The organism is Roseburia sp. AM51-8, from assembly GCF_003478275.1.
Lineage (GTDB): Bacteria > Bacillota > Clostridia > Lachnospirales > Lachnospiraceae > Pararoseburia > Pararoseburia lenta.
In genome coordinates this window covers 363140-375338 of record NZ_QUEY01000001.1, presented here as the reverse complement: position 1 = coordinate 375338, position 12199 = coordinate 363140, and the positions used below count along the sequence as shown (strand labels likewise).

Genomic DNA, 12199 nt, shown 5'->3' with positions numbered 1-12199 from the left:
CCTGTGTTAAGCCTGTCTTTAACTAAAGTAAACCAACTCGTCCTGTGGTTTTTCTGCCGGTTTCATCTCGATCGGATAAAGGATCGGACCCTTGCCCTTATATTCTCTTGCAAATTCAACCTTGATACGTGCGGTAAGGTCGATCCAGGAGCGATGCTCCGGTGTATTTTCCATGCCGGTCTTGCACATCATGCCAAGGAAGGTAATGTCCTCCACGCAACAAGTCATGGCAAAACGTCCCGGCACGATAACGCCGCGCTTTAACTTACCATCCTTTGGATTGTAGACCAAACCTAAGAAATGCACTTTCTTGCCATCGTATTTCTTTGGATTTTCCATGCAGTCCATAAACCAGAGGGCATAATCTGCATCGGAAATCTCGATCACATCTGCATTGATGTCAAAAGGAAGTTCTTCCTCACGATCGTCGATCGTACCATCGGCTCTCTCATAAACGATCTGCGCCGGACGGTTGACTGCCTTGATATTGCCACGGAACTTGCTCTTTGGCGTGTTGTCATCACAGCGGTTGAAGATAACAACTTCTGCCTGAAAGAATTGCTCCATCATCATGGAACGCATATTTGCCATATACATCTCAAAAGTCGTTGCATCCACAGTAGCGAGGGACTGCACGATCACCCAATTCTTTGGAAGTTCCATCTCATAGACTTCGCCTACGCCCCAGGTTCCATTGTATTCAACGAAAACGACATCCGGACGGTACTGGTCTGCAATTTCCTGTAAATGCTCTGTATTAAACTCTGCTTCTGTATCAATGGTTGCGACAGATGCGTTGATCGTCTTTAACTTTTCGGTGTCATACTCCACATCGCCGTCTTCACAGGCAATGATGAGAATACGGTCATCATCTTCAGCAAAGCCATTTTCAAATAGGGTTTCCTGGATCAAAGTGGTCTTACCACTATCCATAAAACCCGTGAAAAAATATACCGGTATTTCTGCCATAATCTTTCCTCTTTCTTATAATTCTATGTCCTATCAGAAGATAAGGTATCGCCATATTTAGGCGATACCGAAGAGTTCCTCTAACTGATGTTCGTCAATATCTGTACCGATAACTACCAGACGTCCTGTGTAATCCGGCTCACCGGTACGCAGTTCGTACTCGCCATCTACCAGATCAAAGTAGATCCATGTGCCGTCAGTAGACTGTACCATACCCTTGGAACGGATGACGGTTCCGTAGTCTTCTGTCTCAGCAAATGCCTTCAGAGCATTCTCGATCGTTGCACGTTCAAAGATGTGCGGTGTCTCCTTGCCCCAACTTGTGAATACATCATCTGCATGATGATGTTCATGGTCATGGTCGTGACATCCACAAGTACATCCTTCGCCATGCTCGTGATGATGCTCGTGCTCGTGGTCATGATGGTGTTCATGCTCGTGGTCGTGATGGTGTTCGTGCTCGTGGTCATGGTCGTGATGATGCTCATGGTCATGAATGTGGTCATGCCCATGGTCATGGTCGTGATGATGTTCATGCTCATGTGCCTCGTGTGCTGCTTCTGCCAATGTCTTCATTTCAAGATTATCCTGTCCTTCGATAACCTTTAAAATCTGACTTCCCTGAATTTCATCCCAAGGTGTTGTAATAATCGCAGCTTTTGGATTGAGCTTTTGAATCTGTTTTACGCAAAACTCCAACTGTTCCGGTGTAGCCTTCTGACTTCTGCTCAATACAACCGTTGTTGCATATTCAATCTGGTTGTTAAAGAATTCGCCAAAGGCTTTCATCTGCTTCGATGCCTTTAATGCATTTACAACCGTAACAAGTGCGTTTACCTTAACATCATGTGTCTTTTCTAAATCAATCACAGACGCCATAACATCTGATAATTTGCCTACACCTGATGGCTCTATCAAAATACGGTCTGGTGAAAATTTATCTAAAACTTCCTGTAAATTCTTTGCAAAATCTCCTACCAATGAGCAGCAGATGCAGCCAGAGTTCATCTCTGAAATCTCAATACCGGAATCTTTTAAAAATCCACCATCAATACCAACTTCACCGAACTCATTCTCTATTAATACAAGTTTCTCACCAGTGTAAACTTCATCAATCATTTTCTTGATAAATGTTGTCTTACCTGCTCCTAAAAATCCAGAAATAATGTCAATTTTTGTCATAATTTCATCCTTCTTTCTCTTGACTTTCTGCTTATAAATATAGCAACATATATTATAGCATAAATCCATTTGTGTACAATGGTCGAAATTTTCCTTTTGTGGAAAAAAAGATTATGCAAAAACCACAAAATATTTTTTTAAAATGGAGGGTAATTCTATGGATCCAAAGAGAGAACATCACAAAATATTAGCCAATCAGTTGATTAAAAATCTGGCAAAACGTCATATGGAAGGATTTTACTGTGAAACACCAGAAGAGGCATGTAGCCTTGCTTCTTCGCTTATGAAACAAGGTTCTTCTGTATCCTGGGGTGGTACGATGACCATGAAAGAAATTGGTTTGGACAAAGTAATTGCCAACCGCTCTGATTTGATTGTCTATGACCGTGCTAACGCAAACTCGCAGGAAGAAATTGATGAAATCTATCGCAAAACTTTTTCTGCAGACAATTTTATCATGAGTACAAATGCCATTTCCCTTGATGGACAACTCGTAAACATTGATGGCACAGGAAATCGTGTTGCTGCACTTATCTTCGGACCAAAGCAGGTCATTGTTATTGCCGGCATGAACAAGGTCTGCCATGACTTAGATAGTGCTATTGTGCGCGCAAGAAATATCGCATCCCCACCAAATGCTCTTCGATTTGACAAAAAAACACCTTGTACTGCAAATGGAAGCTGCGGAGACTGCCTCTCTGGTGATTGCATCTGTAATCAGATTGTAATCACCAGAAACAGTCGCGACGAAAACAGAATCAAAGTAATCCTTGTAGAAGGTGAATGGGGTTACTAAAATAACCCACAAATGCCTGCCATTCCTGTTCTCACAGAAACGGCAGGCATCTTTTATCTGTATCCTAAATATTCTAAGAACCCTTCGCATCCAGCCACAATATCGCGATATGTTGCTTCGAAGTCTCCCGTATACCAGGGGTCCGCCACATCATCTGTTTCCTGCAATCACTGATTTTTCTTATAATCTGCAAAAGAAAGGTTGAAATCCGTGAAGAGCAAATCAACATTTCCGATGCTTCTCCCAGAATGCGACTGCATCCCGCAGCCAGCCATCTGCCGCAGTATCTATCCCCAGGCCAAAGCCATGACCCAGCTTATCATACATGACGATATCGACATTTTCCTGCCCCAGCGCTTTCCTGATGTCCGGGATGATTTTCTCCACGGCCGCAAAACCGGTAGGGTCATCCCGCCCGACCCTGGAAAATACAGCAAGCCCCTTGTCCTTCTCGTGAACCTTAAGCTCCCAGTGCAGGCCATAGATGGGGAAGATGGCGGCGGGCCTTGGCAGATTATGTTTATGGCAGCAGTCCTTATAATCAGAAAATGCGTAGGCTGTCGTCATCAGGCCTCCAGCGGAGAACCCGAACATACCAAAGCCGTCCATCGTATAGCCGTACTCTGCCTGATGCCCTATCAGATACCTTACCGCCGGCAGCACATCCTTGGATGCCTCCTCGCCCTTGGCCTGCGGTTCGGTTTCATGCAGCTCCACATTCACACGGTAGACCAGCACAAACACACTGTATCCCCTCCTGTGCAGCTCCATGGCTGCCGGGATGCTCTCCAAATAAGAGGCTACGCCGTCAAACCCGCCGCCCGCAATCTGCACAGCCACGGGCTTCCCTGGCTTCCCCTGGAACAGGATCCCCTGTACCTTTCCCTTGTCGGGATCACGCCTTACCTCATCCTCCGCATAAAGCCCGCTGATGAAATGCACCTTTTTCAGCCCTTTCTGCTCCACGACATAGTTGAAACCATCCACGATGCTCTGCGCCTGTGCGGGCTGCCCGATAAGATTGCACAAACCATGGACGCTCATGCCTGACATGGCATATATTTCCTTTGGCGACCCGGTCTTCATAAAAAGCTCCGGCCTGCCCTCCATACGGGATGCTGCAGGAAGAACGCCATCTTGTCATTGATCGTAGCCCTGCGGAACCCTCCCGCGTCATTGTAAAACTCCGATTCCTTTACCTTCGGCATATGCTTGACGCCTAAGATTGCCGGCCAGAACAGCCCTTTGTACTTACCCATGTTTTTTCCCTCCTTATCTATTTCAGAACGGTCTCGGAAACTCCATAAAGCCCGAATCTCCGCTCTTTTTGTACTTGTTACTTTTTTCGTTTCCTCCCATTTTCAGAGAAGGATTTTAAATTTTTTCAGCAATTTTTCAAAAAACTATTGACATTTCTCGTGAATTGTGAGTTTCTTTATCCTGTTTTTTCTGCTCATTTCTATGGGACTTACTCCACCCTCTCTTACTCTTTGGAAAGCTCAGGAAATAAAGCCTAAAATTACGGAGGTTCTTGTAAACCGCCTGCTTAACGGAAAAATTATTCATTTTAATTTCGAGGCTACCCTTCAACATCTCTTTTATTCCGTTGCTGTTCTTCCCTCCGTTCAATGCGGTCTGATTTCTTCTGAAAACCTTACGGTTTCCGGCGACGGTACCGCTGTCCATACTCATGCCACCCCGAGGGACACCGTTTAAATCCTGACCCCGATAAACCATACAACCCGGATGTTCCTCGCCATTTTTCAGCCCCCGATGCCTCATGGGGATGGGACAGCGATATGGAAAAATACTATTACGGATATACCCTCTTTCAGCTGTCCTGCCATAACCATTCACTACACGTTGATATTCCACTCCTTTTGCGGTTTACCAGTGCCAAAAGACATGATTCTGTCAGTTTTCTGGTAGCTTTCCATGAATTTGAAAAACACATGCCCGACCTGCACATATCAAATATGTGCCTTGATTCTGCCATGGATAACTATCCAACATATAACCTGTTAAAAGATCGGCATATTCATGCTTTTATTGACCTTAACGCTAAGTGTGGTCGCCCGAAATCTATTCCGGATAACATTCATATTGATAAGGACGGAACCCCTATCTGCCAACAGGGAGAACGCATGGCTCCCAATGGCTATGACAAAGCCCGTGGTTGTCTTTTATGGCGATGTCCTTATGGTAAAAACCACTGTTCTAAATGTGAGCACCATAGTTGGGGGGCTTTTGACCCCAACATCTTTTAAAAAGGTCAAATGTTTTATAATTTTATAAAACACTTGACCTCTCAAAGTTCACTCTTCCTGTTCTTGAAAAAATTATTTCCGATGTGCCTCCCAGAATTCCACTGCCTCTTCAAGCCAATGAGGTACTATGGTATTGGAACCAATACCAAATCCATGTCCGAGATTATCGTAAATCCGTACAGACACATTGTCCTCACCCAACACGGATTTCAATTGCGGAAGTCTCTTCTCTACATTTCCGAATCCGTATTCGTCCTCGCGCCCTGCGATGGAAAATACCGCCAGTCCCTTATCCTGCTCAAGCGCTTTCACATTCCAGTCCAGACCATACATCGGGAAAATCACTTTTGGTCTCGGCAGTTTTACTTTGTGACAGCAGTCCTCGTAATTTGCGAAGGAATATGCCGTAGTCATCATGCCGCCTGCCGAGAAACCGAATATCGCATAGTCATCCATATCCACAGACAGTTCCTGCTCATGCTCCTTTAGATAACGGATTACCTGCACCAACTCCCTGACCGCTGCCTGCCCCTGTTTTTCCTGTTCCGTTTCTCCCAGCTGTTTGCCAATCGGGTAACTGATTACCAATACGGAGTACCCCAACTTGTGTAATTTCATTGCCACGGGATATCCCTCGCAATCCGTCACATTACTGATAAATCCACCTCCGGGAACGACCACCGCCAACGGTTTTCCTTGCTTTCCTTTGTAAAACATTCCGGTCAAATGAGACTGATATGGATTCTGTTCTATCATTTCCTTCGGGTTAATATCGGAAATCAACTGCGCCTCTCCACTTTCCACAAGCCGGGTCAGGTAATGAAAAGCCTCCAGTGCATTTTCCATCTGATCACTTCTGCCCTGCGCTTTTAGAAAATCTGCATATTTTGCCGGGGCAATCGCTTTTAACACGTTATCCTCAACATTAAAAAACATATGCTTATAGCCGCCAAACACCGGATGCTGCATAAAAAATGCCATTTTATCATCTTTTTCCGCTTTCCGGAATGTTCCGTCTGCCTGATAATAATCTTCCTTTTTTATATTCGGAAAACCGCCGATGCCAAACAGTGCCGGCAGAAACATCGCATTTTTCTTATAAACATACCCCACGAAGCCGACTGCCAAAATGAGCAGCACGAGTATTATCATTGCCAGAATTTTCATATGTTCTTTCACTCCTTATCTCTTGTCAGTTCCATCGCATTCTCCTTCAATATGTTACTTATTGCTGCGCGCTGCGATTGCCGTGTTCATTTCCTCTACTGCTTTTTTATCCAACGTATACTGTGTACCAAAAAGAATCGCCCCTGCGGAAGTCAGGATAATCGGAAGTATCAGTACGCAGAGGATAATTCCTGTATTGATACTCTCCGGCTGGACAGCCGAGCCGGTAACAAAACCTGTAGCTGCCAATACATACCCCGGAATCGCTCCTCCGATTCCCTGCGCCACTTTTGTAATAAAAGATGTAAACGATGCGATTGCCGCTTCTGCACGTTTTCCGGTTTTATACTGCACGTAAGTAGTATTATCTGCCTGTATACTGGTTGTCAGCGGTACTATACATCCGCCTGCCACACCTCCTGCCACTGTACTAATATAGATCAAAAGCATAGATCTCACATCAATCAAACGCAGTGCGGTAAACAGGATGGATACGACGATTGCCATTACATAAATCTTTTTCTTTCCAAACCGGTTTGCCAGAATTGGTCCAAGGAAAATTCCCACCAGAGCAGTTATCATTGAAACAAGTGACACCCCTGACATAAGCGTCATATCACCCATTATATATGTGTAAAAATAAGCGCCGGCTCCTCCTGCTATATTACTGCCCACCCCGGCTACCAGTGCCATTACAAACATTGCCCAGACAGGTTTATACCGCATAAACTGTAACAATTCCCTGAATGTATAACTTTCTTCTTTTTTTCCTTCAAAAGCTACTCTTTCCTTTACACAAAGAGCCCCTGCAATAGATAAAACCAACACCATGGCCATGGAACCGAAAATTAACACGTAATAGTTCTGTAACGTTCCTTCCGCCACAAGAATCGGTGCTGCCACAGCCAGTACCGCGCCACCTATCATTGTTCCCAACGCGTTGAAAAGTGACAAACTGTTTCTCTCCTTGTCATCCGCGCTCATGACCGGGAGCAGACTGTTCTTGGAGATATCCATAATATCAAACGTCCAGCCCAGCAGCAGATACGTCACATACACAATCACATATTTTCCGACCGGAATCCAGACTGCGCCAAACCACAGTAAAATATAATTTATAACACAGATGATTGTTCCCAGAATAATCATAGGGCGAAATTTCCCCATTTTTGTGACTGGAAATTTGTCCAGCAAATATCCCATAATCGGGTCGCTGATTCCATCCACCACCTTGGATATTAAAAACAGGGTCGCCAGTGCTGCCGGTTCCAGACCAACCACAGTCGTATAGTAAATCATAAAGAATCCTGACAATAATCCCATCAGTGGAATATTTCCCGCACATACCATGAATAAGCCCATTTTTTCCACGATACTAACCTTTTGTTCTTTACTCTTCCCACTCATTTGTTCTCTCCTCCTTAAAATTGTGATAATGCTGTATTCAACATCTCTGCCTGTCCTTCATCCATCGGTCCAGAAAACATCTCCGCCACCTGCCGAAACGACAATCCATAGACCGCATCCGGTATCATATCCACCTCGGTCATCGTCGACAAAAATGCCCGTATCTGCGGATGGTTCAGCAAATCCTCCAGCTTTGACTCCACGCTGTATATTTTCTTTAACTTCTCAGTTGCCTCATATACGACTTCATAGTTTCCTGCAGTGATATAACAAATACCGTTCACCACTGTTGCGAATAGTGGATTTGTCTTATCTTCAAACAGAATCTCCGGAGCATGCGGCAATCGCACCTCGCCTTCTCCACCAAACGGAATCGTAATTTTGATTCTAATCCTGTTATCCTCCATAATTTCCCAGCCGCACTCATACCGTCCGCTTGCCGAGTCATACACGGTCTTTACCTGTCTCAGGTCATAATGGACATTCGGACAAATTGCAACCCTTCTGCCTCCCGGAGATTCTTCCAAAAGATGGATTCCTCCCACATGGCGGAACATCCATTCCAGAATCGCCCCGTAAGAATAATGGTTGAGACTGTTCATTCCGGTACTGGATATCTTACCGTCTTCATCCAGTGAATTCCATCGCTCCCAGACTGTGGTGGCTCCCAGTTTCACTTCGTGCAGCCACCCCGGATACTCCTCGTTCAAAAGCAGGCGGTAGGCGGTATCCGTCATTCCGTTATCGGTCAACACATTACACAAAAGAGAGGTTCCCACAAATCCGGTATTCAATTTGTTTCTGCTCTCGCGGAAAAGTTTCTTTAACATCTCTCTGGTCAGATCTTCGTCCTCTGACAAATGATATTTCAAAGCCAGCAGAAGTCCCGTCTGTGTCTTTACCGCGCATCTTCCGGTCGGGGTAAAATATTCTTCTTTTACCACACGCCATTGTTTTTCGGCGATTTCCCGATATTGTTTTTCCTCTTCCTTTCGCCCGAGAACCGCCGCTGCCTTCGCTGTAAGCTCCGCGCTTGCCGCATAATAAATATCCGCAATATAGCCTTCATCGGTCGCTCCGTATACATTTCCCGCCGCGGCTCCCACCCGGTCAAGCGCCAGCCAGTCTCCGTAATGGAAGGAATGTCTCCATCCGTGGTGCTCTCCGTCCACCTTACGGATATAGTCCACCCAAGCCTTCATACTGTCAAACTGCTGTTCCAATATGGCAGCATCCCCGCTGAACAGATAGACATTCCACGGAACGATACAGGCCGCATCGCCCCATGCACAGGAACATTTCGACGGACCGAAGGTCGGCACCACCTCCGGAACCATCCCTCCGGCAATCAGCTGTTCCTTATACAAATCGTACAGATATTTTCTGTAAAATGCATAGGTATCCGCCAGATAACATGCCGTACCCGAAAACACCTGTGTGTCGCCTGTCCATCCCATGCGCTCATCTCTCTGCGGACAGTCTGTCGGCACATCTAAGAAGTTATCCTTCATGCCCCATTCCACATTGGAAATCAACTGATTTACCAGTTCATTTCCTGTCTGTATACTGCCGGTACCTTCGTAATCACTGTAGAGTGTCATTCCCGTAAAATCTTCACAGGAGAGATTGGTTACCCCGCTGATTTTTACATACCGGTATCCGTAAAATGTAAAATGTGGGATAATGTCTTTTTCTTCTCCGTCAGAGATATACACATATTCTGATAAAGCGGTTCTTAAGTTTTCGTTATAAAAGCATCCGTCCTGCAGGATTTCGCCTGTCTGGATTCTGATCTCCTTACCTTTCGGCTCATGGACATGTAGTTTGAAAATCCCGGTAATCTCCTGTCCCAAGTCAAACACCCACTCATCCTTCGGGGTGTGGATCAGTTCCTTCGGTGTGAACTGCTCATGCGCTGTCACCGGCAGGGACAGCCGCTCCGTCAGATGACCCTTCGGTGCATCTGCAAGCTGCGCGCTGACAGGTGCGACAGGTTCCAGCGTATCATCCCGTTTCTCTCCGTCATAAATATTGGAAAAAAACAGATTGCTTCTTGTCACTTCCCATGTGTCATCCGTGCCGATTATCTCTTGTGTGCCATCCTCATATTCCAGATGCACCTCTGCCAGCAGTTTCCACTCGTCGCCGTAAAATCCTTTCTGTTCTGTCTGATTGAACCCGAACCTCCCTTTGTACCAGCCATTCCCCAAAAGAACGGACAACACACCTTCGCGCTGCATCTGCGCGGTCACATCATACGTCTGATACTGTAACCACTGATTGTAGTTATTGCAGTACGGGGTCAGATACTCCTCACCGATTTTGCGGATTGAGGAATGTCTGTTTGGTCTTTGTCTCCATCCGTAAAATATGCCTCATAAAGACCCAGTCCACAGATATAAAGACGGGCTTTTTTCACCTTCTTCCGGAGAGTGATCTGCTTTGAAAAAATCGGATGGCGCGCTCCCTGCTGTCGCAGGTAATCCATTTCCCCGCCCATGGCTCGTCCCTCTTTGCCGTCTCAAAGAACTGTACTTCGGACTCCAGCACTTCGTCTGCGTCCGTAGTAACGATTACCTTCCAGTAATATCTGGTACAAGGCTCCAGATTCATCTCCGCTTTTACAGCCAGACTGTCGAGCTTTGCCTCCCCGGTGTCCCAAAGAACATCCGCGAAGGTTTCATCCTTTGCCACAAGGATTCTGGCACATCTCTGGTTCTTTCCCCTGCAGTCTCTGACCTTCCACGAAAAAACCACCGGATTCAGTAAAAATCCCACCGGATTCGTGATATGATTTGTTTTTGCTGCGTAAATCTGATTCATATTGCTGTTTTCCAAGCTCCTTCCTTTTTTCATTGTGTCCACTGTAATTTGAGTATAATGGATTTCCCAAATAAAATCATTTACGGTATTTAATCATTTTACCTACCAAACTTAAGATTTATATTGATACATCCGCAAATGTTTTCTATAATGATAAAAATGCAAAGTGCCAAAGAGCATACCTTTGCATTTGCATGAAAGCCATGACTTTGAAACCTGAAAAACATGCGAAGGTAGCCGATGAAGGCGGATTTTTAAATATTTTTAAAAATATGGGAGGATATACCAATGTTGACGGATTCCGGACTGGATACTTATCTGCGAAAACACACTGCACAGGAAGAACAGAATCTCTTGGGAGCTACCAATGATTATCCCGGTATCGAGACAATCACTACGGCGTCGGGGGAACTCTGCTACTGTTTCACGCCTACCCCGCTCAGTATGCAGATGGCGCTCTCGGAGAACAAGGTTCTGGCCAATTACCAAAATTTTGCAGTCATCAAGCAGGACCGCTTTGAGACGGTTCCCCTGCATATTCACGAATGGCTGGAGCTTTGCTATGTCTATTCTGGTAGCTGTACATTTACGCTCAATGACGTATCCCTCACTTTATCTGCCGGAGAGATTCTTTTAATCAGCCCGAATACGCCTCACCGCACGACAAAATGTAATGAAGAAGATATTATGATTAATTTTTTGATTACCAAAAAATATTTAAACAACTTCTTTGAGAAATTCGCAAAAAAGAATTTTATCACGCAATTTCTCATTGAGGCGCTCAACAGCCAGTCCCGACGGGATAACTATATCCTGTTTTCCGCCCAAAAAAGAAACCGGCTGACATTATTTGCCAACCAGTTTCTGTGTGAATTCTACTCGCCCTCCGTTACGTCCGTCGCCATCCTTGACGCACAGATGACTTTATTGATTTGCGAGTTAATCAATTACTTCCAGCACAACATGGCGCTGGCAAGCCTCTCTTCCTCCAACCATATTTACTCCATCCTGCGTTATATAGAAACCAACTACGCAGACTGTACGCTGGAATCGACCGCGGCTTTCTTCCATATGCATCCGAACTATCTCTCTTCGTATATCAAAAAGCATACAAACTATACATATAAACAACTCATCCAGAACCAGCGGTTATCACAGGCCGCCATGCTGCTGCGTACCACCACGCTGCCGACCTGCGACATCAGCATTGCCGTGGGATATGAGAATACTGGGTTCTTCTTCAAAAAATTTGAAGAAAAATACGGATGCACGCCAAAGGAATACCGCTGCCGGCAAACCATGTGATTCGCCATTGTCCGGATTATAACTTATTGATGTCGCTCTGTGTCACCATCACAATCTCATTTTCACAAAGCAATTCCGCGATTTTCGCTCTTTCCATCTCATCGGATTTCAGCCGCAGCACCATAAGCGCCTTGTTTCCGATAATGTAATTGAGTGAATACATGTACTCAACCGAAATATTATTTTCTTCGATAACCGCAAGCGCTTTGTCAAGACCTGCCGGCTGGTTCGGCACCGCAATACAGATGACATGATTCGTTTTTGCCATTAACAGTGCCTGACA

13 protein-coding genes and 1 pseudogene are annotated in these 12199 nt (G+C 45.3%); 3 read left to right on the top strand and 11 right to left on the bottom strand.

What is annotated here, in order from left to right; genetic code table 11:
- Positions 1–18 precede the first annotated feature (18 nt).
- Entirely contained in the window at positions 19–972 is a 954-nt protein-coding gene (locus DW996_RS01850; RefSeq protein WP_118281037.1) for a TIGR03943 family putative permease subunit, read from the bottom strand.
- A 54-nt stretch (positions 973–1026) separates the two neighbouring features.
- Positions 1027–2151 (bottom strand): CobW family GTP-binding protein, encoded by a 1125-nt coding sequence (locus DW996_RS01845; RefSeq protein WP_118534881.1) that lies wholly within the window; start codon positions 2149–2151, stop codon positions 1027–1029.
- Positions 2152–2308: 157 nt separating this feature from the next.
- On the opposite strand from DW996_RS01845, the gene DW996_RS01840 reads away from it, so the two are divergent.
- Positions 2309–2947 carry a lactate utilization protein gene (locus tag DW996_RS01840; protein WP_118534703.1) on the top strand — a complete coding sequence of 213 codons (639 nt, stop codon included), beginning with the start codon at positions 2309–2311 and terminating at the stop codon, positions 2945–2947.
- A gap of 53 nt (positions 2948–3000) precedes the next feature.
- Here the strand turns inward: DW996_RS01840 and DW996_RS14710 are convergent.
- From DW996_RS14710 to DW996_RS13145, 4 genes and pseudogenes are all read right to left on the bottom strand, one after another.
- Positions 3001–3099, bottom strand: a pseudogene (locus DW996_RS14710) (low molecular weight protein-tyrosine-phosphatase); the annotation flags it as partial.
- A gap of 70 nt (positions 3100–3169) precedes the next feature.
- Positions 3170–4033 carry an alpha/beta hydrolase gene (locus DW996_RS01830; protein ID WP_118534702.1) on the bottom strand — a complete coding sequence of 288 codons (864 nt, stop codon included), beginning with the start codon at positions 4031–4033 and terminating at the stop codon, positions 3170–3172.
- Entirely contained in the window at positions 4030–4206 is a 177-nt protein-coding gene (locus tag DW996_RS12950) for a hypothetical protein (RefSeq protein WP_158575158.1), read from the bottom strand. The genes DW996_RS01830 and DW996_RS12950 overlap by 4 nt, the downstream gene beginning before the upstream one ends.
- A 136-nt stretch (positions 4207–4342) precedes the next feature.
- The gene (locus tag DW996_RS13145; protein WP_243098632.1) at positions 4343–4633 is read right to left on the bottom strand and encodes a hypothetical protein; all 291 of its coding nucleotides are present in this window, start codon (positions 4631–4633) and stop codon (positions 4343–4345) included.
- Between the two features lie 113 nt (positions 4634–4746).
- On the opposite strand from DW996_RS13145, the gene DW996_RS13140 reads away from it, so the two are divergent.
- On the top strand, positions 4747–5214 hold the full coding sequence (locus DW996_RS13140) for a hypothetical protein (RefSeq protein ID WP_243098631.1): 468 nt from the start codon (positions 4747–4749) through the stop codon (positions 5212–5214).
- A 72-nt stretch (positions 5215–5286) separates the two neighbouring features.
- Here DW996_RS13140 and DW996_RS01820 read toward each other — a convergent pair whose 3' ends face one another.
- The 4 genes from DW996_RS01820 to DW996_RS13135 form a co-directional block, all read right to left on the bottom strand.
- The gene (locus tag DW996_RS01820) at positions 5287–6381 is read right to left on the bottom strand and encodes an alpha/beta hydrolase (protein WP_118281034.1); all 1095 of its coding nucleotides are present in this window, start codon (positions 6379–6381) and stop codon (positions 5287–5289) included.
- A 54-nt stretch (positions 6382–6435) separates the two neighbouring features.
- A complete protein-coding gene (locus tag DW996_RS01815; RefSeq protein WP_118281033.1) occupies positions 6436–7788 on the bottom strand; it encodes an MFS transporter in 1353 nt (450 codons plus the stop codon).
- 14 nt (positions 7789–7802) lie between these two features.
- Entirely contained in the window at positions 7803–10094 is a 2292-nt protein-coding gene (locus DW996_RS01810) for an alpha-L-rhamnosidase (protein WP_243098653.1), read from the bottom strand.
- Between the two features lie 109 nt (positions 10095–10203).
- On the bottom strand, positions 10204–10611 hold the full coding sequence (locus DW996_RS13135) for a glycoside hydrolase family 78 protein (protein ID WP_243098630.1): 408 nt from the start codon (positions 10609–10611) through the stop codon (positions 10204–10206).
- A 288-nt stretch (positions 10612–10899) separates the two neighbouring features.
- Here DW996_RS13135 and DW996_RS01805 point away from each other — a divergent pair, with 288 nt between their 5' ends.
- On the top strand, positions 10900–11916 hold the full coding sequence (locus DW996_RS01805) for an AraC family transcriptional regulator (protein WP_118281032.1): 1017 nt from the start codon (positions 10900–10902) through the stop codon (positions 11914–11916).
- A 16-nt stretch (positions 11917–11932) separates the two neighbouring features.
- Here the strand turns inward: DW996_RS01805 and DW996_RS01800 are convergent, their stop codons facing one another.
- Positions 11933–12184 carry a hypothetical protein gene (locus DW996_RS01800; RefSeq protein ID WP_118534701.1) on the bottom strand — a complete coding sequence of 84 codons (252 nt, stop codon included), beginning with the start codon at positions 12182–12184 and terminating at the stop codon, positions 11933–11935.
- Positions 12185–12199: the final 15 nt, after the last annotated feature.